At 67.6% G+C, this 25,936-nt stretch carries 21 protein-coding genes; 17 read left to right on the top strand and 4 right to left on the bottom strand.

Annotation, left to right across the window (positions count from 1 at the left end; genetic code table 11):
- Nucleotides 1-90 precede the first annotated feature (90 nt).
- The 3 genes from MBR110_RS11875 to pdxY form a co-directional block, all read right to left on the bottom strand.
- Nucleotides 91-1,239, bottom strand: coding sequence for a branched-chain amino acid ABC transporter substrate-binding protein (locus MBR110_RS11875; protein ID WP_011883998.1), 1,149 nt, complete (start codon nt 1,237-1,239; stop codon nt 91-93).
- A gap of 386 nt (nt 1,240-1,625) precedes the next feature.
- Complete coding sequence (locus MBR110_RS11870; RefSeq protein WP_059894756.1) at nt 1,626-3,770, bottom strand: phosphocholine-specific phospholipase C; 2,145 nt, start codon at nt 3,768-3,770, stop codon at nt 1,626-1,628.
- A 284-nt stretch (nt 3,771-4,054) separates the two neighbouring features.
- Entirely contained in the window at nt 4,055-4,915 is an 861-nt protein-coding gene (gene pdxY / locus MBR110_RS11865; protein WP_011884000.1) for a pyridoxal kinase PdxY, read from the bottom strand.
- A 175-nt stretch (nt 4,916-5,090) separates the two neighbouring features.
- On the opposite strand from pdxY, the gene MBR110_RS11860 reads away from it, so the two are divergent.
- A complete protein-coding gene (locus MBR110_RS11860; protein WP_046422459.1) occupies nt 5,091-6,149 on the top strand; it encodes an alpha/beta fold hydrolase in 1,059 nt (352 codons plus the stop codon).
- 56 nt (nt 6,150-6,205) lie between these two features.
- Here the strand turns inward: MBR110_RS11860 and MBR110_RS11855 are convergent, their stop codons facing one another.
- Entirely contained in the window at nt 6,206-7,204 is a 999-nt protein-coding gene (locus tag MBR110_RS11855; RefSeq protein WP_011884003.1) for an LLM class flavin-dependent oxidoreductase, read from the bottom strand.
- 638 nt (nt 7,205-7,842) lie between these two features.
- On the opposite strand from MBR110_RS11855, the gene hpnI reads away from it, so the two are divergent.
- The 16 genes from hpnI to MBR110_RS11775 all read left to right on the top strand — a co-directional run bounded on the left by hpnI (nt 7,843) and on the right by MBR110_RS11775 (nt 25,924).
- On the top strand, nt 7,843-9,015 hold the full coding sequence (hpnI, locus tag MBR110_RS11850) for a bacteriohopanetetrol glucosamine biosynthesis glycosyltransferase HpnI (protein WP_014722750.1): 1,173 nt from the start codon (nt 7,843-7,845) through the stop codon (nt 9,013-9,015).
- Nucleotides 9,016-9,176: 161 nt separating this feature from the next.
- A complete protein-coding gene (hpnJ, locus tag MBR110_RS11845; protein WP_306306641.1) occupies nt 9,177-10,622 on the top strand; it encodes a hopanoid biosynthesis associated radical SAM protein HpnJ in 1,446 nt (481 codons plus the stop codon).
- Nucleotides 10,623-10,625: 3 nt separating this feature from the next.
- Nucleotides 10,626-11,510: a hopanoid biosynthesis-associated protein HpnK gene (hpnK, locus tag MBR110_RS11840; RefSeq protein WP_059623532.1), complete on the top strand. Its 885-nt coding sequence runs from the start codon at nt 10,626-10,628 to the stop codon at nt 11,508-11,510.
- Nucleotides 11,507-12,550, top strand: coding sequence for a lysylphosphatidylglycerol synthase domain-containing protein (locus MBR110_RS11835; RefSeq protein WP_034194202.1), 1,044 nt, complete (start codon nt 11,507-11,509; stop codon nt 12,548-12,550). Before hpnK ends, MBR110_RS11835 begins: the two co-directional genes overlap by 4 nt.
- An 88-nt stretch (nt 12,551-12,638) precedes the next feature.
- Complete coding sequence (locus MBR110_RS11830) at nt 12,639-13,193, top strand: hypothetical protein (RefSeq protein ID WP_011884016.1); 555 nt, start codon at nt 12,639-12,641, stop codon at nt 13,191-13,193.
- 266 nt (nt 13,194-13,459) lie between these two features.
- A complete protein-coding gene (locus tag MBR110_RS11825; RefSeq protein ID WP_011884017.1) occupies nt 13,460-14,149 on the top strand; it encodes an ABC transporter permease in 690 nt (229 codons plus the stop codon).
- Nucleotides 14,146-14,859 (top strand): ABC transporter permease, encoded by a 714-nt coding sequence (locus MBR110_RS11820; protein WP_011884019.1) that lies wholly within the window; start codon nt 14,146-14,148, stop codon nt 14,857-14,859. Before MBR110_RS11825 ends, MBR110_RS11820 begins: the two co-directional genes overlap by 4 nt.
- Nucleotides 14,860-14,880: 21 nt before the next feature.
- A complete protein-coding gene (locus MBR110_RS11815) occupies nt 14,881-15,681 on the top strand; it encodes an ABC transporter ATP-binding protein (protein WP_011884020.1) in 801 nt (266 codons plus the stop codon).
- 20 nt (nt 15,682-15,701) lie between these two features.
- Nucleotides 15,702-16,742, top strand: coding sequence for a GlxA family transcriptional regulator (locus tag MBR110_RS11810; RefSeq protein WP_011884021.1), 1,041 nt, complete (start codon nt 15,702-15,704; stop codon nt 16,740-16,742).
- 888 nt (nt 16,743-17,630) lie between these two features.
- On the top strand, nt 17,631-18,863 hold the full coding sequence (locus MBR110_RS11805) for an aspartate aminotransferase family protein (protein ID WP_011884023.1): 1,233 nt from the start codon (nt 17,631-17,633) through the stop codon (nt 18,861-18,863).
- Nucleotides 18,864-18,893: 30 nt separating this feature from the next.
- Nucleotides 18,894-19,970, top strand: a complete 1,077-nt coding sequence (gene aruF / locus MBR110_RS11800; RefSeq protein WP_011884024.1) for an arginine/ornithine succinyltransferase subunit alpha — start codon at nt 18,894-18,896, stop codon at nt 19,968-19,970.
- Nucleotides 19,967-20,998 (top strand): arginine N-succinyltransferase, encoded by a 1,032-nt coding sequence (astA, locus tag MBR110_RS11795; protein WP_059735215.1) that lies wholly within the window; start codon nt 19,967-19,969, stop codon nt 20,996-20,998. The genes aruF and astA overlap by 4 nt, the downstream gene beginning before the upstream one ends.
- A 7-nt stretch (nt 20,999-21,005) precedes the next feature.
- Nucleotides 21,006-22,469: a succinylglutamate-semialdehyde dehydrogenase gene (astD, locus tag MBR110_RS11790; RefSeq protein WP_011884026.1), complete on the top strand. Its 1,464-nt coding sequence runs from the start codon at nt 21,006-21,008 to the stop codon at nt 22,467-22,469.
- A gap of 14 nt (nt 22,470-22,483) precedes the next feature.
- A complete protein-coding gene (astB, locus tag MBR110_RS11785; protein WP_034194196.1) occupies nt 22,484-23,824 on the top strand; it encodes an N-succinylarginine dihydrolase in 1,341 nt (446 codons plus the stop codon).
- Nucleotides 23,808-24,893, top strand: coding sequence for a succinylglutamate desuccinylase (gene astE, locus MBR110_RS11780; protein WP_408913003.1), 1,086 nt, complete (start codon nt 23,808-23,810; stop codon nt 24,891-24,893). Before astB ends, astE begins: the two co-directional genes overlap by 17 nt.
- Before the next feature lie 236 nt (nt 24,894-25,129).
- The gene (locus MBR110_RS11775) at nt 25,130-25,924 is read left to right on the top strand and encodes an ABC transporter substrate-binding protein (protein ID WP_011884036.1); all 795 of its coding nucleotides are present in this window, start codon (nt 25,130-25,132) and stop codon (nt 25,922-25,924) included.
- Nucleotides 25,925-25,936: the final 12 nt, after the last annotated feature.

Here is a 25,936-nt window from a genome sequence, read left to right as displayed (position 1 = left end):
GCCGGGGCAGGAGCGGTCGCGACGCGCATCGTCGTCGTGGCCCGCGCCGGGCGCCCGGTACAGCCGTCCGGGCGCGGTGCTGCCGGTCGATCAGCCTCCCTTCGTCACGATGGTCTTCCACGTGCCGTTCTTCACCTGGTACAGCGTCGACATCCCGCTCTTCAGCGAGCCGTCGTTGGCGAACGAGATGCGTCCGGTCACGCCTTCGAAGTCCACTTTCTTCAGCGCCGGGCGATAGACCTTCGGATCCGTCGAATTGGCCGCCTGCATCGCCTTGATCGCGGCCCATGCGGCGTCGTAGCCGAACTGCGCGTACGACAGCACGTCGACGCCGAAGCGCTTCTTGAAGCGCTTCTCGAAATCCTTGCCTTGCGGCAGTTCATCGAGCGGCCGGCCGTATTCCCACGCCATCGCGCCTTCGGCGGCCGGGCCGGCGATCTTCACGAACTCGTTGTCCTTCACGCCGCCGCCGCCGACGAACTGCGCGGTCAGCCCGAGCTGGCGCATCTGCTTGATGAAGTTCGCGGCCAGCGAATCGAGGCCGCCGAAGAAGATCAGGTCGGGATTCTTGCCCTTCAGGCTGGTGATCTGCGCGCGGAAGTCGACGGCCTGGTTGTTGGTGAACTCGCGGCCGATGATGTTGCCGCCGGCCGCCTTCACGGCCTTCTCGAACTCGTCCGCCTCGCCCTGGCCGAACGCGGTGCGGTCGTCGATGATCGCGATGCGTTTCGCCTTCGTCACGTCGACGGCGTACTTGCCCGCGTTGCCCGCGTTCTGGCCGTCGGTCGCGATCACCATGAACATGTTCGCGAGCCCGCGCGACGTGAGCGTCGGGTTGGTGGCGGCCGGGTCGATCACCGGGATGCCGGCCTTGTCGTAGACGACCGACGCCGGAATCGTCGTGCCCGAGTTGAAGTGGCCGATCACCACCGACACGTTCTGGTCGACCAGCGCCTGCGCGGCCTGCACGCCGATGCGCGGGTCGGCCTGATCGTCCTGCACGACGAGGTCGAAATGCGCGGGCTTGCCGGCGATCTGCACCTTCTGCGCGACCGCATCGTCGAGCGCGAGCTGCACGCCGTTCTGTAGATCCTTGCCGTAGCCGGCGTTCACGCCCGTGAGCGGTGCGGCGAAACCGACCTTCACGTCGGTTGCGTCGGCGGCGCGGGCGGCCTGTTGCGAGAGGAGTGCCAATGCGGATACGACCGATACCGACAGCAGGGAATGACGAAATTTCATGTTCGTTCCTCTTGTTCTACACCAGCGGGTGGATTCCGCACGCATCCGGCAGCCGGATGCGCGCGACGGGCGGGCGGTTCAACCGCTTCTCTGATCGGGCGGGTAGGTCCGGCGTGCTGCCATTCCAGGGAAGACGCTCCCGGCAGGCTCGGCGAGGAGCCCCGATCGCTTCGATTTATAGGTCGCCGATATGTGCGGGTCTTGGCAATTTGCCGCGCATTCGATGCGGATTTGCGCATAGCTTCCGCGCGTGCGGCAGCGGCCGGTATCGGGAGTTTCCCGTCACGAGCGGACGGGCGAATGGAGGCAGGGCGGAAGGCGGGTAGGGCAGGAGGATGCGGACGGCGACGCAGCCCCGCGGCGGGGCTGCGTCGCGATTGCCGTCGTCAGTCGGACAGCGCGTCCGACGCGCTTTCTACGACGTCCTGCGTCGCGCTCGTGCGGATCGCCGGGTCGCTGGTGCTCGGCCGGCCGGTCTCGACGTGGCCCGCGAAGCGGCGCACGAAGCCGAGCGGTCGCTCGTCGCTGACGGTCAGGTCATACCAGCCGTGGCTGCCGCGCAGGTCCCAGTAGTCGTCGACGTGGGCGCCCGGCGCGAGCTCGAACGTGCGTGCGCCGCGGTGGCCGTACGCGTTGCTCACCTTGAGCCGCACCGCCTTGTGGCCGCGGTTCATCAGACGCAGCGTGATGTTGCCGTTCGCGACGTCGTAGCCGTAGACCACCTCGGGGTTCCCGCTCGTGCCGCCGACGCCGCTCGCGAACGAGCCGCGGAAATGGCAGTAGAAGCCGTTCGGGCCGTACACGTCGAGGTCGTACAGGCCGAGCGACGCGGCGGCGCTCCACGTATCGGCGATCCGCTTGCCGGCTTCGACCGTGTACGTCCACGGGCCGTCGACGCGGTTGCGCGACTGCACCTGGAACGCCGCACCGGCGCGGCCCGTGTTCGCGAAGGTCAGCCGGAACTGGCCGCTCGCGGGCTCGACGCGGCCGTGCACGAACAGCTCGTACGGCAGCGCGCGCGCCGGACGCAGCCCGGCTTCCTGTTTCGGCACCGTCTGCAGCACCGGCGGCACGGGGACGTAGTCGGGATGGCGCACGCGGTCGGCCGGCGCGTAGCCGCTCGTGTCCGGCAGCGTCGGCCAGGCGGCGTCGGCGTTCGAGAAGTCGAACGCCGACGTCAGGTTGCCGCACACCGCGCGGCGCCACGGCGATACGTTCGCGGCCGTGATCGGATATTGCGCACCGAAGCGCGCTTCGATGAATTGCAGCAGCGACGTGTGATCGAAGGTCTGCGAGCAGACCCAGCCGCCCTTGGTCCACGGCGACACCACGAGCATCGGCACGCGCGGCCCGAGCCCGTACGCGCCCGCCATGTGCGACGCGTCGCCGGCGAACACCTCGTTGGTCGTCGCGACGGTCGACAGCCCGTTATCGCGCGACTGCGGCGCGAACGGCGGCGGCACGTGGTCGAAGAAGCCGTCGTTCTCGTCGTAGGTGATGAAGAGCGCGGTCTTGCTCCACACGTCCGGATTCGACACCAGCACCTTCAGCACTTGCTCGATGTACCACGCGCCGTAGTTCGCCGGCCAGTTCGGATGCTCGGAGTACGCTTCCGGCGCGCAGATCCACGACACCTGCGGCAGCGTGCCGTTCTTCACGTCCTGCTCCAGCACGTCGAACAGCGTGCCGCCGGCGCTGATGTTGGTGCCGGTGCGCGCCTTCTCGTACAGCGGCGTGCCGGGCAGCGCGTTGCGGTACTGGTTGAAGTACAGCAGCGCGTTGTCGCCGTAGTTGCCGATGTACGGGTTCTGCGTCCAGCCCCACGAGCCCTTCGCGTCGAGCCCGGTGCCGACGTCCTGGTAGATCTTCCACGACACGCCGGCCTGCTCGAGCACTTCCGGATAGGTCGTCCAGCCATAGCCCTGTTCCTCGTTGCCGAGCACCGGGCCGCCGCCCGTGCCGTCGTTGCCGACGTAGCCGGTCCACATGTAGTAGCGGTTCGGGTCGGTCGAGCTCGGGATCGCGCAGTGGTACGCGTCGCAGATCGTGAACGCGTCGGCGAGCTGATAGTGGAACGGGATGTCGTCGCGCTTCAGGTACGCCATCGTCGTGGTGCCCTTGTTCGGCACCCACTGATCGTAGCGGCCTTTGTTCCACGCGGCATGCATGTCCTGCCAGCCGTGCGGCAGATCCTGCAGGAACTGCAGGCCGAGGTTGTCGGCGCCCGGATGGAACGGCAGCACCTCGGCCGGGCCGGCCGGCTGGTGGAACACGGACTTGCCGCTCGCGAGGCGCAGCGGCCGCGGGTCGCCGAAGCCGCGCACGCCGCGCATCGTGCCGAAGTAATGGTCGAACGAGCGATTCTCCTGCATCAGGATCACGATGTGTTCGATGTCGCGGATCGTGCCGGTACGGCGGTTCGCGGGAATGGCGAGCGCATCGCGGATCACGGGCGGGAACAGGTTCAGCGCGGCGGCGCCGGCGGTGCCGGCGGCGACGCGGAGGAAGTCACGACGGGTCGATCGGGTCATGGTCGTTATCGTGGGGTAAAGGGGAGCCGGTTGGCGGGACATGCGGAACAACGGAACAGGCTGGCGCGCCCGGACGCAGGATGCGGCTGCGTCGGTCGTGCGGACGCGAGCATAGCGAGCAAACGGTGTCATTCATGTGAAGTCGGAAACGTTTGCACGGTTTGCAGGTACGGCGCGGGTTCGGTTGGGGCAGCGATGGCCCGCGTGGACGGCGGGAGAAGGGCGGCGCGCGGCGCGCCGCGCAGGCTTCGACACGCGGCGCCGCACGCCGCGCTACGGCTGCGTCAGGCGTCGGTCACCCACGCGCCGAACCACTCGCTCGGCCGCGCGATTTCATCCTGGGCGGCGACGAGCTCGAGCTCGTAGCGGCGTGCGTCGTAGGTCGCCTTGACCACCGCGTGCACGGCCGCGAGCGTGTGCTCGAACGCGCCGCGCACGGAATCGCCGCGCAGCCGGCGCGCGACGAAGATCGCGCTGGTGAGGTCGCCCACGCCGACCGGATGGCGCGGAAACGCATAGAGCGGACGCTGGCCGATCCATGCTTCGGTTTCGGTGACGGCCAGCATGTTGAAGCGGTCGGCCGGGCTGTTACGGTCGTGCAGGTGCTTGACGAGAATGAGCTTCGGGCCGCGGCGGATCAGGGCGCGGCACGCGTCCACGGCTTCGGCGACCGTCTCGATGCGCCGCCCCGCGAGCTTCTGCAGCTCGGTGTGGTTCGGCGACATGCCGTCGGCGAGCGCCGGCATCTCGTCGACGATGTATTCCTCGACGCCGGGCTCGGGCCGGATTCCGCCGGTCTGGCCCAACGCCGGATCGCAGAAGTACCACGCGTTCGGGTTCATCGCCTTCACCGTGCGCACGATCTCGACCGTGGCGCGCGCCTGCGCCGGCGAGCCGACGAAGCCGGACAGCACCGCGTCGCAGCGCTTCAGGCCGCCGATCGCGGCGACACCGTCGACCAGCTGCTCCATCTTCGCGGCGTCGATCGCGCTGCCGGCCCAGTGCCCGTACTGCATGTGGTTGGACAGCTGGACGGTGTTGAGCGGCCAGACGTTGACGCCGAGCCGTTGCATCGGAAACACGGCCGCGCTGTTGCCGGCATGTCCGTAGATCACGTGCGACTGAATGCTGAGGACGTTTTTCATGGGCGCTCGCCTGCAGGCGTTTCAGGGTCACGTCACAAGATACCCGAGTTCGTCGCGCGCGCGGAAGTCGCGCGGCCTTCGAGTGTTGCGCGCCGCCGTCAGCCCGACCGCGTAGAATCGCGGGGCGTGTGGCTGCCCGGCCGCCGCGCGTGCCCGTCCCATTACCGTGAGCGCCATGTTTTCGACTTCCCCGATCTTGTCCGTCGCGCGCGCCGCGTGGCTGGCCGCCGGCATCGCCGCCGCTGCGAGCGTCGCCACGGCCGCCGCCCCGACGCCGGCCGGCAACGACGGGCCCGCGTACGGCCCGCGGCTGGAAGGGTTCGCCTATCCGGCGCCGGTGCATCGCCATGCGTTCGTGTCGCAGCGCGAAACGCTCGAAATGGACTACATGGACGTGCAGCCGGCGCACCCGAACGGCCGCACCGTCGTCCTGCTGCACGGCAAGAACTTCTGCGCGGCGACCTGGGAGGACACGATCGACGTGCTGAGCCACGCTGGCTATCGCGTGGTCGCGCCGGACCAGATCGGCTTCTGCAAGTCGTCGAAGCCGGAGCGCTATCAGTACAGCTTCCAGCAGCTCGCGCGCAACACGCACGCGCTGCTCGAGTCGATCGGCGTGAAGTCGGCGACGCTCGTCGGCCATTCGACCGGCGGCATGCTGGCGATACGCTACGCGCTGATGTATCCGAAGGCGACCGACCAGCTGGTGCTGGTGAACCCGATCGGCCTCGAGGACTGGAAGGCGCTCGGCGTGCCGCCGCTGTCGGTCGATTACTGGTACGCACGCGAGCTGAAGACGACGGCCGACGGCATCCGCCGCTACGAGCAGGCGACCTACTACGCGGGCAAGTGGGCGCCGTCGTACGAGCGCTGGGTGCAGATGCTCGCCGGCATGTATCGCGGCGCGGGCCGCGACGCGGTCGCGTGGAATTCGGCGCTCGTCTACGACATGATCTTCACGCAGCCGGTGGTCTACGAGCTGGGCGCGATTCGCGTGCCGACGCTGCTGCTGATCGGCGACAAGGACACGACCGCGATCGGCAAGGACGCCGCGCCGCCGGACGTGCACGCGAAGCTCGGCCGTTATCCGGAGCTTGCGAAGCGCACGCAGGCGGCGATTCCCGGTGCGCAACTGATCGAATTCCCGGCGCTCGGGCACGCGCCGCAGATCCAGGATCCGGACGCGTTCCACAAGGCGCTGCTCGACGGGATGGCTGCGGTCCATCCGCAGTGACGAAGTGACGAAGCGACGGGCGGGCGCGCGCCGCGAGCGGCGGCGCGGCCGCACCGTCAGCGCGTTTCGCTCGCCAGCTCGTCGCGGATCTGCGCGGCCAGCTCGAACGAGCGCAGCCGCGCCGCGTGATCGTAGATCTGGGCGGTGACGATCAGCTCGTCCGCACCCGTCTGCGCGATCCGGTCGCGTAACTGGTCGCGCACCGTGTCGCGCGAGCCGACGGCCGCGAACGACAGCGCATGCGCGACGTTCGCGAGTTCGAATTCGCTGGCCTCGAGCGCGTCGACCGGCGGCGGCAGCTTGCCCGGCGTGCCGCGGCGCAGGTTGATGAACTGCTGCTGCAGCGACGTGAAGAGGCGCCGTGCTTCTTCGTCGGTATCGGCGGCGAACACGTTCACGCCGACCATCGCATACGGCTTCGGCCACGCGGCCGACGGGCGGTATTGCGCGCGATAGAGTTCGAGCGCGCGCATCAGATAGTCCGGCGCAAAGTGCGATGCGAATGCGAACGGCAAGCCGAGCATCGCGGCGAGCTGCGCGCTGAACAGGCTCGAGCCGAGCAGCCAGATCGGCACGTCGAGCCCCGCGCCGGGCACCGCCCGCACGCGCTGGCCGGGCACCGGCGCCGCGAAATAGCGCTGCAGCTCGGCGACGTCGTCCGGAAAGGAATCGGCGCTGCCGATCAGGTCGCGCCGCAGCGCGCGCGACGTGGTCTGGTCGGTGCCGGGCGCGCGGCCGAGCCCGAGGTCGATGCGGCCGGGGTACAGCGACGCCAGCGTGCCGAACTGCTCGGCGATCACGAGCGGCGCGTGGTTCGGCAGCATGATCCCGCCCGAGCCGACGCGGATCGTCTGCGTCGCGCCCGCCACGTGGCCGATCACGACGGCGGTCGCCGCGCTCGCGATACCCGGCATGTTGTGGTGCTCGGCGAGCCAGTAGCGGCGGTAGCCGAGGCGTTCCGCATGCTGCGCCAGATCGACGGTGTTGCGGAATGCCTGCGCGGCGTCGGCGCCTTCGGGGATGGGGGCGAGGTCGAGTACGGAAAACGGAATCATCGGATGGCCTTCGAAAGGAGGGGCGCGGTGATGCGCATGCGCAACAGATGACGACGATTCTGCCAAAGGGCCGCGCCGCGCGCTGGCGACGCACGGATACCCACACGCCTTACAGGGCTGCAAGCCACGCCCGTTTCATTGTTGCGAAAATCGATCCAATCCACGAATAATTACCAAACTTTACGGTGATTCCACGTGTCTTCGCACCGACGCACAATTCTCAACGAAATGTTTGATTTTGCAGACGGCAATACGCCTGCAAAGCGCTTACGCTAATGTCGGCAGGCCGGCGCCGAAATGGTTTGCCGGCCGCGCAGCTTTGCCGAAATTGCACCAGTCCGTTTCATGTTGCTCCGCGCGTGACGGTGCGCGGGCTGCTAAAATCCTGCGCCTGTCCATGTTTTGCCGATGCCAGCCATTCGAGTCTTCCCGCATCCCGTTCCGGGTTTCGCGTGAGGGGGCGGCCGCGCGAAGCCGGGCATGGCCGCTTTCGGGGCGAGCCGTGCCGCCCCTCATACAGACGCTGCTGGAACAAGGAGTCGGGTCGTGCCCGCGTTCGTCGCTGTCGTAATACCCCATCACGTTCAACCCGGTTCGAACGATCGACGTGCCGCCCGCGGTGCCGGGAGGCATGCCGCATGATGCCGACCGTCACGCTGCTCGACTGGCTGCTGGTCGCCTTCACGCTCGCCGCGGCCGGCTATGCGCTCGTCGCGGCCTTCGCGCCGGCGCCGCGCACGCCGCGCACCGCCGCGCGCGACGGCTTCGAGCCGGTCAGCGTGCTCAAGCCGCTGTGCGGCGCGGAGCCGCATCTGTACGAGAACCTCGCGACCTTCTGCGAACAGCGCCACCCGCGCCATGAAGTGCTGTTCGGCGTCGCGTCGGCGTCCGATCCGGCGATCGCGGTGGTCGAGCGGCTGCGTGCCGACTACCCGGAATGCGACATCACGCTCGTGATCGACGCGCGCGTGCACGGCAAGAATCTGAAGGTCAGCAACCTGATCAACCTGGCCGAGCGGGCGAAGTACGGCCGCATCGTGATCGCGGACAGCGACATCGCGGTGCAGCCCGATTATCTGGAGCGCGTGACGGCGCCGCTCGCCGATCCGTCGGTCGGCGTCGTCACGTGCCTGTATCATGCGCGCAGCGTCGGCGGCTTCTGGACGCGGATCGGCGCGCAGTTCGTCGACGCGTGGTTCGCGCCGTCGGTGCGGATCACGCACCTGGGCCGCTCGAGCCGCTTCGGGTTCGGCGCGACGCTCGCCGTCACGCGCGATACGCTCGATCGGATCGGCGGTTTTCTCGCGCTGAAGGACGAGCTCGCCGACGACTTCTGGCTCGCCGAGCTGCCGCGCCGCCTCGGGCGGCGCACCGTGTTGTCCGAGGTCGACGTCGCGACCGACGTGATCGAGCCGTCGTTCGGCCCGCTGTGGCATCGCGAGACGCGCTGGCTGCGCACGATCCGGTCGCTGAACCCGATGGGCTTCGCGTTCCTGTTCATCACGTTCACCGTGCCGTGGCTCGCGATCGGCGCGGCGCTCGCGCTGCGGCTGGACGGCACCGTCGCGGGCACGCTCGCGGGCGGCGCGGCCATCGTCGGTGCGTTCGGGCGGCTCGTGCTGCATGCGCGCGGCGAGGACGGCTGGAGTGCGTTCTGGCGCGACCTTCCACTCGTGGCGGTACGCGACACGCTGCTCGCGCTCGAATGGCTGGCGGCCGCGTACGGCTCGCAGGTCGTGTGGCGCGGCGCGCGGATGACGGTGGTCGGCGGCGAGCGCGCGCCGGCGGTGGAAGGCGGCGACGGCTGCTGACGAGCATGTTGGGGGAGCCGGCCGCGCGCCCGCTCCCGAGCGAATCCGGCCCGAGGGCCGAGACGCGCCGCGCGGCCACGCCGCGCGACGCGACATGACAGAGGCGGGCGCCCACAGCGCGGCCCGCGGTTGATTGAAACTGAATCGTTGAAACGAATCGAATTATGCAGGCTACCGGAGCATTCATGAAAACGCTGTTCTTGCAGGCCCCTTCGTACGATGGCTTCGACGGCGGAGCCGGCTCGCGCTATCAGGCGAAGCGCGAAATCCGTTCCTTCTGGTACCCGACCTGGCTCGCGCAGCCGGCCGCGCTCGTGCCGGGCAGCCGCGTCGTCGACGCGCCGGCCGACGGCCTGTCGGTCGAGGAGACGCTGAAGATCGCCAACGACTACGATCTCGTGATCATCCACACGAGCACGCCGTCGTTCCCGACCGACGCGATGTTCGCGCAGGACCTGAAGAAGATGAAGCCGTCGCTGCTGGTCGGCATGGTCGGCGCGAAGGTGATGGTCGATCCGCACAATTCGCTGACGGCGAGCGACGCGATCGACTTCGTGTGCCGCGAGGAATTCGACTACACCTGCAAGGAAATCGCCGAAGGCAAGCCGTTCCCGGAGATCAAGGGCTTGAGCTGGCGCGCGAAGGACGGCTCGATCGAGCACAACGAAGCGCGTCCGATCCTCGAGAACATGGACGAGCTGCCGTTCGTCGCGCCCATCTACAAGCGCGACCTGAAGATCGACAACTACTTCATCGGCTACCTGAACTATCCGTACGTGTCGATCTACACGGGTCGCGGCTGCAAGTCGCGCTGCACGTTCTGCCTGTGGCCGCAGACGGTCAGCGGCCATCGCTATCGCACGCGCTCGGTCGAGAACGTGCTCGCCGAAGCGAAGTGGATCCGCGACAACATGCCGGAAGTGAAGGAACTGATGTTCGACGACGATACCTTCACCGACGACCTGCCGCGCGCCGAAGCGATCGCGATCGGCCTGGGCAAGCTCGGCATGACGTGGTCGTGCAACGCGAAGGCGAACGTGCCGTACAAGTCGCTGAAGATCATGAAGGAAAACGGCCTGCGCCTGCTGCTGGTCGGCTTCGAATCCGGCGACGACCAGATCCTCGTGAACATCAAGAAGGGCGTGCGCACCGATTTCGCGCGCCGCTTCAGCGCGGACTGCAAGAAGCTCGGCATCAAGATCCACGGCACCTTCATCCTCGGCCTGCCGGGCGAGACGCCGGAAACCATCAAGAAGACGATCGAGTACGCGAAGGAAATCAACCCGCACACGATCCAGGTGTCGCTCGCCGCGCCGTATCCGGGCACGACGCTGTACAAGCAGGCCGTCGAGAACGGCTGGATGGAAGAGAACAAGACGATCAACCTGGTCAGCAAGGAAGGCGTGCAGCTGGCCGCGATCGGCTATCCGCACCTGTCGCGCGACGAGATCTATCACCATCTCGAGCAGTTCTATCGCGAGTTCTATTTCCGTCCGTCGAAGATCTGGGAAATCGTCCGCGAGATGCTGACGAGCTGGGACATGATGAAGCGCCGTCTGCGCGAAGGCGTGGAGTTCTTCCGCTTCCTGCGCGCGCACGAGGCCTGATTCGTGACGACGCAGCGGGCGGCGCGGGCGCTGATCTTCACCGCGGACGACTTCGGGCTGCATCCGCGCGTGAACGCGGCGGTCGAGCGCGCGCATCGCGACGGCGTGCTCAACGCCGCGAGCCTGATGGTCGGCGCGAGCGCCGCGCAGGATGCGATCGAGCGCGCGCGGCGGCTGCCGTCGCTCGCGGTCGGTCTGCATCTGGTGCTCGCGGACGGGCCGGCCACGCTGCCCGCGCATGAGATACCGGCGCTCGTCGGCCGCGACGGGCGCTTCGGCGACGCGATGGCGAAGGACGGCTGCCGCTTCTTCTTCCTGCCGCACGTGCGCGCGCAGCTGCGCCGCGAGATCCGCGCTCAGTTCGAGGCGTTCGCGGCGAGCGGCCTGCCGCTCGACCACGTGAACGCGCACAAGCATTTCCATCTGCATCCGACCGTGCTGTCGATGATCATCGACATCGGTCGCGACTACGGGCTGCGCGCCGTGCGGCTGCCGTACGAAGCGAGCGCGAGCGCGCTGCTCAAGCCGTGGATCGCGCTGGTGCGCGCGCGGCTCGACCGCGCGGGGCTCGCGCACAATGATTACGTGGTCGGCATCGAGCATACGGGCGCCATGGACGAGCGCGTGCTGCTCGACGCGCTCGCCGCGCTGTCGCCCGGTGTCGGCGAGATCTACTGCCATCCGGCCGAAGCCGGCGACGGCCCGATCACGCCGACGATGGCCGATTACCGTCCGGCCGACGAGCTCGACGCGCTGCTGTCGCCGCGCGTCGCGGCTGCGCTGAAGGCGGCCGGCGTCGCGACCGGCGGGTTCGCCGACGTGTTCGGTCAGCGCGCGGCGCGGCGTGGCGCGCAGCACGCGCGCGAAGCGGGAGCGCAGCCGTCGTGACCAAGTGGATCAAATGGCTCGGCTGGCCGATCGGCATCGGGATCCTGCTCGCGCTGGGCCTGCACGAGGGGATCGGCGACGTGTCGCGGATGATCGAGCGCGCCGGCTTCGCGCTGCTGTGGCTCGTGCCGTTTCACGCGCTGCCGCTGCTGCTCGACGCGTACGCGTGGCATCAGCTGCTCGACCGTCGCGCGACGCTGCCGTTCCTGTGGTGGATCGCGACCGTGCGCGAGGCGGTGAACCGCCTGCTGCCGGTCGTCGGCATCGGCGGCGAGCTGGTCGGCATCCGGCTCGCGCGCTGGCAGGTGGCCGACGCGAGCCGCGTGACCGCATCGGTGATCGTCGAGGTGCTGGTGACGATCGTCGTCCAGTATGCGTTCGCGGCGCTCGGCCTCGTGCTGCTGCTGGCGACCACGCACGACATGGGCGGCGGCACGATCGGCCTCGCGCTGGTGCTGACGCTGCCGTTGCCGGTGCTCGGCGTCGTGCTGATGCGCCGCGGCGGCGTCTTCCACGCGATCGAGCGCTTCGCCGGGCGTTTGCTCGGCGATTCGCACCGCTTGCTGCAGGGCGTCGACGGCCGGCGGCTCGATCGCGACATCGATGCGCTGATGTCGCGCACCGCGCTGCTGTTCAGCGCGTTCTTCTGGCAGCTGGCCGGCTACGTGCTCGGTGCGCTCGAAATCTACTGGGCGCTCGCGCTGCTCGGTCATCCGGTGTCGATCGGCGGCGCGGTCGCGATCGAGGCGATGACGCAGGCCGTGCGCCATGCGGCGTTCATGGTGCCGGGCGGCCTCGGCGTGCAGGAGGCCACCGTCGTGCTGCTCGCGCAGATGTTCGGCGTCGATCGCGAGAGCGCGCTATCGCTCGCGCTGGTCAAGCGCGGCCGTGAGGTGCTGTTCGGCTGTCTCGCGCTCGGCTCGTGGCAGCTGGCCGAGCTCGTGCGCACGCGCGGCCGGATCGCCGCGATCCCGGCCGCCGCGCGCGTCGCGCAGCCGCTGCGCGGCGAGCGCGAGCGTCGGACCGAATCGACCCATTGAACGGGTGACGGGCCGCGCGGCCCGTCTCGCGCTTTTGGCGCGGCGCGGGTATGCTTGCCGCGTGTTTTCTCGACGCGCAATTCTTCCGATGATCTTTCGTTTCCGGCTGTTTCCCGTGACGCTGCTGGCTGCCGCACTCGCGCTGTCCGGCTGCAACGACAAGGGCGATCTCGACGTGCAACGCATCAGGGATTTCTTCACCGCGATCAAGCCGGCGCCGCTGCTGCTCAAGGGGCTGAAGGTCGGCGTGTCGACCGAGGCCGACGTGCGCGAGACGATGGGCAAGCCCGACACCGAGCGCATGTTCACCGACGGCTCGAAACGCCTCGAATATCCGCGCGGGCCGATGGGCAACCAGACCTGGTTCGTCGATCTCGACGCGAGCGGCCATTACGTCGGCGCGACCCAGGTGCTCACCGCCGAGAATTTCGCGAAGGTGCGCCCCGGCATGAACGAGGACGAGGTGCGGCGCCTGCTCGGCAAGCCGGGCGACGTCGCGCAGTATCCGCTCAAGCCCGAGACGGTATGGAGCTGGCGCTGGCTCGAGGACGGCGTGAACACCGACGCGTTCTTCAACGTCCATTTCGGCCCGGACGGGCTCGTCTACACGACTTCGCGCTCCGACATCCTGAAGGGGCGCTGACTCCCGGCGCGTCGCGATATCGAAAAAGCGACCGGAAAATTGCAAAAAAGCCGCTTCCCTGCGTGTTGTACGACTGTCAGGGAGCGGCTTTTTTCCTTTTGAAACAGCGCCGTAGCCCGCGCGTTCAAATCGCCGCATCGTTTGCTGCGACGCAGCAATGGCGGACGAGGTGATTTGAGACAAATATTTTCGCTTGCGACTATCCGCGTCAGCCCGGCGTGGGACAGGTATGCGCGCCGGTAACCCTGTCAACACTGGAGACGCGCGTGTTCCTTTACGGCTTTGGTCCCGTCCTGTGGGCCGGCACCGTGCAGACCATCGAGCTGTCGGTTCTGTCGCTCGCCACCGCGGTGGCGCTGGGGCTGATCGGCGCGGTGGCGAAGCTGTCGCACAACCGGGTGCTGCGAGCGATCGCGACCGGCTATACGACGCTGATCCGCTCGGTGCCCGATCTCGTCCTGATGCTGCTGCTGTTCTACAGCATTCAGATCTGGCTGAACCAGTTCACCGACCTGCTGGGCTGGGACCAGATCGACATCGATCCGTTCGTCGCCGGCGTGCTGACGCTCGGCTTCATCTACGGTGCGTACTTCACCGAGACGTTCCGCGGCGCGTTCCTGTCGGTGCCGCGCGGTCAGCTCGAAGCGGGCGCGGCCTACGGGATGAGCGGCGCGCGCGTGTTCGCGCGGATCATGTTTCCGCAGATGATGCGCTTCGCACTGCCGGGCATCGGCAACAACTGGCAGGTGCTCGTGAAGGCGACCGCACTGGTGTCGATCATCGGCCTCGCGGACGTCGTGAAGGCCGCGCAGGACGCCGGCAAGAGCACGTTCAACATGTTCTTCTTCATTCTCGTTGCGGCGCTGATCTATCTTGCGATCACGACCGTTTCCAATCTCGTGCTGATCCAGCTCGAGAAGCGTTATTCCATGGGCGTGCGGCACGCAGAACTATGATCGAGATTCTCCAGGAATTCGGCCAGGCGTTTCTTTACTGGGATGGCCAGCGGCTGTCCGGCCTCGCGGTGACGTTGTGGTTGCTGGTCGCGTCGATTTCGCTCGGCTTCGTGTGCGCGGTGCCGCTCGCCGTTGCGCGCGTGTCGAAGAAGCGCTGGGTGTCGACGCCGGTGCGCCTCTACACGTACGTGTTTCGCGGCACGCCGCTCTACGTGCAGTTGCTGCTGATGTACACGGGCATGTACAGCCTCGAGTTCGTGCGTTCGCATTCGCTGCTCGACGCGTTTTTCCGCAGCGGCTTCAACTGCGCGATTCTTGCGTTCGCGCTGAACACGTGTGCGTACACGACGGAGATCTTCGCCGGCGCGATCCGTGCGATTCCGCACGGCGAGGTCGAGGCTGCGCGCGCATACGGGATGTCGCCGTTCACGATGTACCGGCGCGTGATCGTGCCGTCGGCGCTGCGGCGTGCGCTGCCGCTGTACAGCAACGAGGTGATCCTGATGCTGCACGCGACCACCGTCGCGTTCACCGCGACCGTGCCGGACATTCTGAAAGTCGCGCGCGACGCCAATTCCGCGACCTACATGGCGTTCCAGTCGTTCGGCCTCGCCGCGCTGATCTATCTTGCGGTATCGTTCGCACTCGTCGCGGCATTTCGCCGGGCGGAGCGCCACTGGCTCGCGTATCTCGCGGCCGGACGTCATTGATTTCACTTCGAGGAGAGCCAGTTGGCCGAGATCACTCAAACGAGCGCGTCCGCTTCCGTCAAGCTTGCCGCGGTCGACATTCACAAGCGCTATGGCGATAACGAGGTGCTCAAGGGCGTGTCGCTGAACGCGAAGGCCGGCGACGTCATCAGCATCATCGGCGCGAGCGGTTCGGGCAAGAGCACGTTCCTGCGCTGCATCAATTTTCTCGAGCGGCCGAACGCGGGGCAGATCGTCGTCGACGGCGAGACCGTGCGTACCAAGACCGACCGTGCCGGCGCGCTGGAAGTTGCCGATCACAAGCAGTTGCAGCGCATCCGCACGAAGCTGGCGATGGTGTTCCAGCACTTCAATCTGTGGGCGCACATGAACGTGCTCGAGAACGTGATGGAAGCGCCGGTGCATGTGCTCGGCATCACGAAGAAAGAGGCCGAGGAGCGTGCGCGCGAGTATCTGGAGAAGGTTGGTCTGCCGCCGCGCGTCGAGAAGCAGTATCCGTCGCATCTGTCGGGCGGCCAGCAGCAGCGCGTCGCGATCGCGCGGGCGCTCGCGATGCATCCGGACGTGATGCTGTTCGACGAGCCGACTTCGGCGCTCGATCCGGAGCTCGTCGGCGAGGTGCTGAAGGTGATGCAGAAGCTCGCCGAGGAGGGGCGCACGATGATCGTCGTCACGCACGAGATGGGTTTTGCGCGCAACGTGTCGAACCACGTGATGTTCCTGCATCAGGGGCGGACCGAGGAGCAGGGCGATCCGAAGGAAGTGCTGGTGCGTCCGCAGAGCGAGCGTCTGAAGCAGTTCCTGTCGGGCAGTCTCAAGTAACGCGACGGGCGGTTTTCATCGTGGTCCCGGTGTCTCGTCCCGCAGGCGCCACCCGCACGACGCAGGTGGCGATCGTTGCGTTGCCGCCCGTGTCGATGTCGGGTGTGGGGCCGATCGTCGATGCGTTGAATCTCGCGAACGAGATCGACGGGCGGCTGTTGTATCGGTGGCAGGTGTGTTCGTGGGACGGGCGGCCGGTGCCGCTCGCCGGCGGTGCGCACTGGCATGCCGATGCGGCGTTCAACGATGCGATCGCGTGTGACTGGCTGATCGTCGTATCGGAGCGGTTTCAGCAGTTCGCCGACTATCGGTTGTTTCTCGCGAGCCTGGCGCGGGTCGGGCAGCGTACGCCGGTTGTCAGCGGGATTCACCACGGCGTGTGGTGGCTGGCGATGGCGGGGCAGTTGTCCGGGTATCGCGTGAGCGTGAACTGGGAGACGTATCAGCAGTTTGCCGAGCAGTTCGAGCGTTCGATCGTCACGCAGCAGATCTTCGAGATCGATCGTGATCGGGCGACCTGTGCGGGCGGGCAGGCGACGGTCGATTTCATGCTGGCGATGATCGGCCGTGAGCATGGGGCCGATCTGGCGGAGCGGATTGCCGATGCGCTGGGCGCCGGCACGCTGCGCAGCGGCGAGGAGCGGCAGCGGATTCCGTTCGTTACTGCGCCCGGCGAGCGGCATCCGCGGCTCAACGATGCGTTGTTGCTGATGGAGGCCAATATCGAGGATCCGCTCACGACCGACGAGATTGCCGGGTTGGTGGGCGTGTCGCGGCGGCAGCTCGAGCGGTTGTTTCGGCAGTATCTTGGGGCGATGCCGTCGAAGTATTACCTCAATCTTCGGTTGCTCAAGGCGCGTACGCAGTTGCAGCGGACCAGCAAGTCGGTCGTGCAGGTCAGTCTCGCCTGTGGGTTTTCTTCTGCTGCGCATTTTTCCAATGCTTATCGCGAACGGTTTGGGGTGACGCCGCGGGAGGATCGGCGGGCGTGGCTCGAGAAGCAGACCGGGGGTGGGAGTGAGCCGCGGGCTGGGGCGTTGGTCGAGCGTCATGGGGATTAGCTAGCGCGGTTTTGTCGTGCGACTTGGCGTTGGCGTGAAATACCTGTGATCGTGTCGGTCTATTAGCGTCGCCCCTGCGCGGGGCGGCGGTTACTTTTCTTTGTCTTGCCAAAGAAAAGTAACCAAAAGAAAGGCGCTCAGATAACGCGTGACCTCCCGGTGCCATGGTCACCGGAGTGGCCACCGCCTAAGTGTCCGCGCCAGTAACGAAGCCGGAGTGGTTCGAGAATAGTTCTGACATCACTCACCACACCACAGAGCGGTATACCGCCCGCTAGCTCCGTCCTCGCTTCGCTCGGACGACGGGCAACTCCCCGGTTTCAAGGTGAGCGATCCGTGTATCCGCAATGGTTCCCCATCGCGCCAGCACGGAGAAAATCGTCCGGTTGTAATCGTGAAGGGCTAATTGATCCGGAGCACTTATTTCATGGCCAGCTCGCGCACGTGGCGCAGATTTTGCGGTTGAAGTACCTTCAGCCGAGCGCAGCGAGGATGGAGCTGGCGGGCGGTATACCGCTCTGTGGTGTGGTGAGTGATGTCAGAACTATTTCTCGAACCACTCCGGGTTCCTGTCTGGCGCGGACACTTAGGCGGTGGCCACTCCGGGTGCCATGGCACCGGGAGGTCATGCGTTATCTGAGCGCCTTTCTTTTGGTTACTTTTCTTTGGCAAGACAAAGAAAAGTAACCGCCGCCCCGCGCAGGGGCGACGCTAATAGACCGACACGATCACAGGTATTTCACGCCAACGCCAACGCCAACGCCACCAGCAAGTCAGCCCGACAAAACCGCTTCCGATAGAACCCGTCGCAATTCCGCAAGACGCTTGCGCAGCCCTTACCTAAACTTGAACCTGTTGAACCCTCTTACGAACCCGAAAGGAACGACCATGACGACCTCGACCGTGACCCGCCAGACATTCGACGAAGTGATGGTGCCGGTATTCTCCCCCGCGCCGTTCGTGCCGGACCGTGCAGAGGGCTCGCGCGTGTGGGACACGGCCGGCCGCGAGTACGTGGATTTCGCATGCGGCATCGCGGTCACGTCGCTGGGCCACGGCCATCCGGAACTGCTGAAGGTGCTCGACGAACAGGGCCGCAAGCTCTGGCACATCGGCAACGGCTACACGAACGAACCGGTCCTGCGTCTCGCGAAACGCCTCGAATCGCTGACCTTCGCCGACCGCGCATTCTTCGCGAACTCGGGCGCCGAAGCGAACGAAGCCGCCCTCAAGCTCGCCCGCCGCGTCGCATTCGATCGCCACGGCGCCGACAAATATGAAATCGTCTCGTTCGTCCAGTCGTTCCACGGCCGCACGCTATTCACGGTCAGCGTCGGCGGCCAGCCGAAATACTCCGAAGGCTTCGGCCCCGTCCCGGCCGGCATCAAACACCTGCCGTTCAACGACATCGAAGCCGCCAAGGCCGCGATCGGCCCGCAAACCTGCGCGGTGATCGTCGAGCCGGTGCAGGGCGAAGGCGGCGTGATCCCGGCCGATCCGGCCTTCCTGAAAGCCCTGCGCGACGCATGCGATGCGAACGACGCACTGCTGATCTTCGACGAAGTGCAAACGGGCGTCGGCCGCACCGGCCACTTCTACGCGTACATGGATACGGGCGTCACACCCGACATCCTCACCACCGCCAAAGCACTCGGCAACGGCTTCCCGATCGGCGCGATGCTGACGACCAACGAACTCGCCGCGCACTTCAAGGTCGGCGTCCACGGCACCACCTACGGCGGCAACCCGCTCGCGTCGGCCATCGCCGACAAGGTCGTCGAACTGATCGCCGAGCCCGCGCTGCTCGAAGGCGTGCGCGAACGCAGCGTGCGCCTGAAAGGCGCGCTGGAACGCATCAACGCACGCTTCGGCATCTTCAAGGACATCCGCGGCAAGGGCCTGCTGGTCGGCGCGGAACTGACCGCGGCGTTCGACGGCCGCGCGAAGGACTTCGTCAACGCGGCCGCCGACAACGGCCTCATCATGCTGATCGCCGGCCCGAACGTGCTGCGCTTCGTGCCGTCGCTGGTGATCCCGTTCGACCTGCTCGACGAAGGCGTGAAGCGCTTCGAAAAGGCGGTCGAGCAGGTGCTCGCGGCCCACGAAGCCACCGCGCGCTGAGCGGCGCACCCACCGCAGACAGGAACGACGATGCTATTTGTCCGCCCCGGCAAACTCACGGATCTCGATGCGCTCGCGCAGATGGCGCGCACCGCGCAGCCGGTCCTGCACTCGCTGCCGCACGACCGCGCAGCGCTCGAAGCGCGCGTGGCGCTCTCCGAAGACTCGTTTCGCGCCGACGTCGACTTCGCCGGCGAAGAGTTCTACCTGTTCGTGCTCGAGGATTCATCGACCGGCAAGCTGCTCGGCACGGCGAGCATCGTCGCCGCGGCCGGCTACTCGGAACCGTTCTACGCGTTCCGCAACGACGCGTTGATCCATGCGTCGCGCGAGCTGCACGTGAACCGCAAGATCCATGCGCTCACGATGTCGCACGAGCTCACCGGCAAGAGCCGGCTCGCCGGCTTCTACGTCGATCCGTCGCTGCGCGGCGACGCTGCCGCGCACCTGATCTCGCGAGCGCGAATGATGTACATCGCCGCGAACCGCCGCCGCTTCACGCCCGAAGTGTTCACGCTGCTGCTCGGCGTGAGCGACGCGACGGGCGCATCGCCGTTCTGGGAAGCGGTGGGCCGCAAGTTCTTCGGCCGCGACTTCACCGACGTCGACATCGCATCGGGCGGCCGCAGCCGAACCTTCATCGCTGAAGTGATGCCGGCCTATCCGCTGTACGTGCCGCTGCTGCCCGAAGCCGCGCAGCGCGTACTCGGCGAGCCGAACGAATCGGCGCTGCTCGCGTACGACATCCACCTCGAGGAAGGCTTCGAACCCGACCGCTTCGTCGACATCTTCGACGCGGGCCCCGTGCTCACCGCGCAGGTCGACCGCACCGCCTGCGTGAAGTTCGCCGCCGAGCGCACCGTGCGCGAAGCCGCGCATCAGCGGGGCGACGTCGCGTACATGGTGTCGAGCGGCAGCGGCGAAGCGTTCCGCTGCGTGCTGGCCGATCTGCCCGCCGAAGCGGCCGATGCGGCCGGCGCACATGGCGCGGACGCGCCGCTCGCCGCCGACGTGCGCGCGGCGCTCGGTGTGAAGGATGGCGATGTCGTGCGCTGCGTGCCGCTGCATCGCCGCGACGATGAAGACATGAAGGGAGACGCAGCATGATCGTCGTTCGGGTCGTACAAACGGGCGACGTCGACGCGCTCGTGTCGCTCGCGCAGGAAACCGGGCCGGGCCTGACCACGTTCAAGCCCGACCGCGACGCGCTCGCCGCGCGCATCGAACGCTCGCGCCGCACGCTCGACGGCCGCGCCGCACCGGGCGAAGCCGGCTACTTCTTCGTGATGGAAGATTCGACGACGGGCGACATCGCGGGCGTCTGCGGGATCGAGTCGCAGGTCGGCCTCGAGCAGCCGTTCTACAACTATCGCGTGAGCACCGTCGTGCATGCGAGCCAGGAGCTCGGCGTGTGGACGCGCATGCACGCGCTGAACATCTCGCACGACCTGACCGGCTACGCGGAAGTGTGCTCGCTGTTCCTGAGCCCGCGCTATCGCACGGGCGGCGTCGGCGGCCTGCTGTCGCGCTCGCGCTTCATGTTCATCGCGCAGTTCCGCGAGCGCTTTCCGGAACGCATCTGCGCGGAGCTGCGCGGGCACTTCGACGAGGACGGCACGTCGCCGTTCTGGCGCGCCGTCGGCTCGCACTTCTACCAGATCGACTTCAACGCGGCCGATTACCTGAGCTCGCACGGCCGCAAGTCGTTCCTCGCGGAACTGATGCCGCGCTACCCCGTGTACGTCGACCTGCTGCCGCAGGACGCGCAGGACGCGGTCGGCCTCACGCACCGCGACACGCTGCCGGCCCGCAAGATGCTCGAAGCAGAAGGGCTGCGCTATCAGAACCACGTGGACATCTTCGATGCCGGCCCGGTGCTCGAATGCCACATCAACGACCTGCGCACCGTGCGCGAGAGCATGGTCGTGCCGGCTGCGATCGGCGTGCCCGATGCGCTGGGCGACGCGAGCCGCTCGCTGGTGTCGAACACGTCGCTGCACGACTTCCGCGTCGGCGTCGCGCCGGGCGTGGTCGCGAACGGATCGTTCGTGCTGTCGGCCGACGATGCCGCCGCGCTCGACGTGAAGGCCGGCGATCCGGTCCGCGTGCTGCCGCTCAAAGCCAAACAGGGATAAACGAATCATGACGGAACTCTTCATCGACGGCGCCTGGGTCGCAGGCTCGGGCCCCGTGTTCGCCTCGCGCAACCCCGGCACCGACGCGATCGCCTGGCAAGGCGCCAGTGCGTCGGCGGCCGACGTCGAGCGTGCGGTCGCGAGCGCGCGCCGCGCCTTCGCCGGATGGTCGGCGCTCGACTTCGACGCGCGCTGCGAGATCGTCAAGCGCTTCGCGGCGCTGCTCACCGAACGCAAGGAAGCGCTCGCAGCCGCGATCGGCCGCGAGACCGGCAAGCCGCTGTGGGAAGCGCGCACCGAGGTCGCGGCGATGGCCGCGAAGGTCGCCATCTCGATCCAGGCCTACCACGAACGCACCGGCGAGAAGCGCCAGGACATGGCCGACGGCGTCGCGGTGCTGCGCCATCGCCCGCACGGCGTCGTCGCGGTGTTCGGCCCGTACAACTTCCCCGGCCATTTGCCGAACGGGCACATCGTGCCGGCGCTGATCGCGGGCAACACGGTCGTGTTCAAGCCGTCCGAGCTGGCGCCGGGCGTGGCGCGCGCGACGGTCGAGGTGTGGCATGAAGCCGGGCTGCCGGCCGGCGTGCTGAACCTCGTGCAAGGCGAGAAGGACACCGGCATCGCGCTTGCGAACCATCGACAGATCGACGGCCTGTTCTTCACCGGCAGCTCGGACACCGGCACGCTGCTGCACAAGCAGTTCGGCGGCCGTCCGGAAATCGTGCTGGCGCTCGAGATGGGCGGCAACAACCCGCTCGTGATCGGCGCAGTCGAGGACATCGACGCGGCCGTGCACCATACGATCCAGTCGGCGTTCCTGTCGGCCGGCCAGCGCTGCACCTGCGCGCGGCGGATCTTCGTGCCGCAGGGCGCGCACGGCGAGCGCTTTCTCGCGCGCCTGGTCGACGTCACGTCGAAAATCACCGCCGACGTGTTCGACGCCGATCCGCAGCCGTTCATGGGCGCGGTGATCTCGGCGCGCGCGGCCGCGAAGCTGGTCGACGCGCAGGCGCGGCTGATCGAGCAGGGCGCCCGCCCGATCATCGAGATGACGCAGCGCGATGCGCGCCTGGGCTTCGTGAACGCGTCGATCATCGACGTGACCGACGTCGCCCGCCTGCCCGACGAGGAGCACTTCGGCCCGCTCGCGCAAATCGTGCGCTACGCGCGCTTCGACGAAGCGATCGAGCGCGCGAACGACACGGCGTTCGGCCTGTCGGCCGGGCTGCTCAGCGACGACGCGCACGCATGGGAGCAGTTCCGCCGCACGATCCGCGCTGGGATCGTCAACTGGAACCGGCCGACCAACGGCGCATCGTCGGCCGCGCCGTTCGGCGGCACCGGCCGCTCGGGCAACCACCGGCCGAGCGCGTATTACGCGGCCGACTATTGCGCCTATCCGATGGCATCGGTCGAAAGCACGCAACTGAGCTTGCCCGCGAGCCTGTCGCCGGGCCTGCACTTCTGAACGAGGGAACGACGATGAACGCACAAGAAGCCAATTTCGACGGACTCGTCGGCCCGACCCACAACTACGCCGGGCTGTCGTTCGGCAACGTGGCGTCGCTCAACAACGAAAAGTCGGCCGCGAACCCGAAGGCAGCCGCGAAGCAGGGGCTGCGCAAGATGAAGCAGCTCGCCGATCTCGGCTTCGCGCAAGGCGTGCTGCCGCCGCAGGAGCGGCCGTCGTTGCGCCTGTTGCGCGAGCTCGGCTTCTCCGGCAAGGACGCCGACGTGATCGCGAAGGCCGCGAAGCAGGCGCCCGAGCTGCTCGCCGCGGCGAGCTCGGCGTCGGCGATGTGGACCGCGAACGCGGCGACCGTCAGCCCGTCGGCCGACACCGCCGACGGCCGCGTCCACTTCACGCCGGCCAACCTGTGCAGCAAGCTGCATCGCGCGATCGAACACGAGGCGACGCGCCGCACGCTGTCGACGCTGTTCGCCGATCCCGCGCGCTTCGTGGTGCACGACGCGCTGACGGGCACGCCGGCGCTCGGCGACGAAGGCGCGGCGAACCATACGCGTTTTTGCGCGGCATACGGCAAGCCGGGCGTCGAGTTCTTCGTGTACGGCCGCGCCGAATATCGCCGCGGGCCGGAGCCGAAGCGCTTTCCGGCGCGGCAGACGTTCGAGGCGAGCCGCGCGGTCGCGCAGCGCCACGGTCTCGACGAAACGGCGACCGTCTATGCGCAGCAGGACCCGGACGTGATCGATGCGGGCGTGTTCCACAACGACGTGATTTCGGTCGGCAACCGCGACACGCTGTTCACGCACGAGCGTGCATTCGTCAACAAGCAGGCGGTGTACGACACGCTGACGGCCGCGCTCGACGCGCGCGGCGCGCGGCTGAACGTGATCGAGGTGCCCGACGCGGCCGTGAGCGTGAACGACGCGGTGACGTCGTATCTGTTCAACAGCCAGCTGCTGTCGCGCGCGGACGGCTCGCAAGTGCTCGTCGTGCCGCAGGAATGCCGCGAGAACGCGAACGTGGCCGCCTATCTCGATCGTCTCGCGGCGGCCAACGGGCCGATTGGCGACGTGCTGGTGTTCGACCTGCGCGAAAGCATGAAGAACGGCGGCGGCCCGGCGTGCCTGCGCCTGCGCGTCGTGCTGACCGAGGCCGAGCGCGCGGCCGTCACGTCGAACGTGTGGATGAACGACACGCTGTTCGCGTCGCTCGACGCGTGGATCGACACGCACTATCGCGACCGTATCGCCCCGGAAGACCTCGCCGATCCGGCGCTGCTCGACGAATCGCGCACGGCGCTCGACGAACTCACGCAGATCCTGCGGGTGGGCTCGCTGTATGACTTCCAGCGCTGAGTCGCGCGTGGCGGCTGCCGGGCTGCTCGACGATTTCCTCGCGTTCACGCTCGCGGGCCGCACGCCGGCCGAGCGCGACGGCGTGTGTGCGGGCGGCGCGCTGCGCTGGCGCTGGCTCGGCGACGGCCTGCTCGCGCTCGAGCCGGCCGCGGCCGGCGCGGCGGCCCGCGCGAGCGTGCTCGTGTCGGCCGGTGTGCACGGCGACGAGACCGCGCCGATCGAGCTGTTGTCGCTGCTCGTGCGCGATCTCGCGGCGGGCAGGGCCGCGCTCGGCTGCCGGCTGCTGGTCGTGCTCGGCAACGTGCCGGCGATGCGCGCGGGCAAGCGCTATCTCGACGACGACCTGAACCGCCTGTTCGGCGGCCGTCACGCACAACTGCCGGCGAGCCGCGAGGCGCCGCGTGCGCAGCAGCTCGAAGCGGCGGCCGCCGCGTTCTTCGCGGCCGCGCCGGCCGGCGGCACGCGCTGGCACATCGACATGCATACGGCGATCCGCGCATCGGTGTTCGAGCAGTTCGCGCTGCTGCCGCACACCGGCATGCCGCCGACCCGCGCGATGATCGAATGGCTCGGCGACGCGCGCATCGCGGCCGTGCTGCTGCATACCGCGAAGGGCAATACGTATTCGCATTTCACGGCCGAGCAATGCGGCGCGCTCGCATGCACGCTCGAGCTCGGCAAGGTGCGCCCGTTCGGGCAGAACGACCTGTCGCGCTTCGCGGCGGCCGACCGCGCGGTACGCCAGCTCGTGTCGCGCGCGGCCGGCGATGTGGGTGACGAGGGTGACGCCGGCGCTGCCCGCGGCGACGCGCCGCTGCCGCGCGTGTTCACCGTGATCGACCAGATCACGAAGCGCAGCGACGCGCTCGAGCTGTTCGTCGCGCCCGACGTCGCGAACTTCACCGCGTTCGCGCGCGGCACCGTGCTCGCGCAGGACGGCGATTACCGCTACACGGTCAGGCACGACGAGGAGCGCATCGTGTTTCCGAATCCGTCGGTGAAGCCGGGCTTGCGCGCGGGGCTGCTGGTCGTCGACACGACGCGCGACACGCTCGCCGCGCTCGTGTGACCGACGGCGGCGTCCGCGTGTCGCGCTTGCGCGACAGCGACATCGTCTTGCGCGTTCGCCGGCACCGCGCGGCCGCCGCCGCTTTGCCGTCGCGGGCGGCGCGGATTGGTACAATCGCGGCCTTGCGGCTGTTGCGCCGCATCAACGCGCGGCATCGGGATGGTGGTAGTGGTCCGGCGCTGCCATGATGCATGCGCCGTGGTTCCGGAACATTCGAGTATCGAGGAGAACACCTGATGAAGTTGGTTTGGCGTAAGTTGGCCGCGCACGCGGTCGTGGCAGCATCGGTCGTGGCGGCAGGCAGCGCGATGGCCGCGGATCTGAAGGAGATCCGGTTCGGCGTCGAGGCCTCGTATGCGCCGTTCGAATACAAGACGCCCGACGGCAAGCTGACCGGCTTCGACATCGACATCGGCAACGCGGTGTGCGCGAAGCTGAAAACCAAGTGCGTGTGGGTCGAGAACGACTTCGACGGGCTGATTCCGGCGCTGCAGGCGCGCAAGTTCGACGCGATCAACTCGGACATGACGATCACCGAGCAGCGCAAGCACGCGGTCGCGTTCACCGATCCGATCTACACGATCCCGAACCAGCTGATCGCGAAGCAGGGCAGCGGCCTGCTGCCGACGCCGCAAGCGCTGAAGGGCAAGCGCGTCGGCGTGCTGCAGGGCACGATCCAGGAAGCCTACGCGAAGAAGAAGTGGGCGCCGGCCGGCGTCGAAGTCGTGCCGTACCAGACCCAGGACCTCGCATACGCCGACCTGAAGTCGGGCCGTCTCGACGCGACGTTCCAGGATTCGGAAGCGGGCGCGAAGGGCTTCCTGTCGAAGCCGCAAGGCCAGGGCTTCGCATTCGCGGGCGGCACCGTCAGCGATGCCGAGATTCTCGGCTCGGGCGTCGGCTTCGGCCTGCGCAAGAACGACGCGGCGCTGAAGACCGCGCTCGATCAGGCGCTCAAGGAGCTGAAGGCCGACGGCACGATCGACACGCTCGCGAAGAAATACTTCAGCGTGCCGGTGACGCTCAAGTAAGCGTTTCGATCC

It is taken from the genome of Burkholderia sp. MBR-1, from assembly GCF_013822785.1.
In the GTDB taxonomy this organism is placed as follows: domain Bacteria; phylum Pseudomonadota; class Gammaproteobacteria; order Burkholderiales; family Burkholderiaceae; genus Burkholderia; species Burkholderia vietnamiensis.
The sequence above is the reverse complement of the archived record's forward strand: the minus strand, read 5'-3'. Positions and strand labels throughout refer to the sequence as shown.

Bases quoted from the DNA above. Each gene is read 5' to 3' on its own strand.
- MBR110_RS11875 (WP_011883998.1), bottom strand. From the start codon at position 1,239: ATGAAATTTCGTCATTCCCTGCTGTCGGTATCGGTCGTATCCGCATTG.
- MBR110_RS11870 (WP_059894756.1), bottom strand. From the start codon at position 3,770: ATGACCCGATCGACCCGTCGTGACTTCCTCCGCGTCGCCGCCGGCACC.
- pdxY (WP_011884000.1), bottom strand. From the start codon at position 4,915: ATGAAAAACGTCCTCAGCATTCAGTCGCACGTGATCTACGGACATGCC.
- MBR110_RS11860 (WP_046422459.1), top strand. From the start codon at position 5,091: ATGTTTTCGACTTCCCCGATCTTGTCCGTCGCGCGCGCCGCGTGGCTG.
- MBR110_RS11855 (WP_011884003.1), bottom strand. From the start codon at position 7,204: ATGATTCCGTTTTCCGTACTCGACCTCGCCCCCATCCCCGAAGGCGCC.
- hpnI (WP_014722750.1), top strand. From the start codon at position 7,843: ATGATGCCGACCGTCACGCTGCTCGACTGGCTGCTGGTCGCCTTCACG.
- MBR110_RS11830 (WP_011884016.1), top strand. From the start codon at position 12,639: ATGATCTTTCGTTTCCGGCTGTTTCCCGTGACGCTGCTGGCTGCCGCA.
- MBR110_RS11820 (WP_011884019.1), top strand. From the start codon at position 14,146: ATGATCGAGATTCTCCAGGAATTCGGCCAGGCGTTTCTTTACTGGGAT.
- MBR110_RS11805 (WP_011884023.1), top strand. From the start codon at position 17,631: ATGACGACCTCGACCGTGACCCGCCAGACATTCGACGAAGTGATGGTG.
- aruF (WP_011884024.1), top strand. From the start codon at position 18,894: ATGCTATTTGTCCGCCCCGGCAAACTCACGGATCTCGATGCGCTCGCG.
- astA (WP_059735215.1), top strand. From the start codon at position 19,967: ATGATCGTCGTTCGGGTCGTACAAACGGGCGACGTCGACGCGCTCGTG.
- astD (WP_011884026.1), top strand. From the start codon at position 21,006: ATGACGGAACTCTTCATCGACGGCGCCTGGGTCGCAGGCTCGGGCCCC.
- astB (WP_034194196.1), top strand. From the start codon at position 22,484: ATGAACGCACAAGAAGCCAATTTCGACGGACTCGTCGGCCCGACCCAC.
- astE (WP_408913003.1), top strand. From the start codon at position 23,808: ATGACTTCCAGCGCTGAGTCGCGCGTGGCGGCTGCCGGGCTGCTCGAC.
- MBR110_RS11775 (WP_011884036.1), top strand. From the start codon at position 25,130: ATGAAGTTGGTTTGGCGTAAGTTGGCCGCGCACGCGGTCGTGGCAGCA.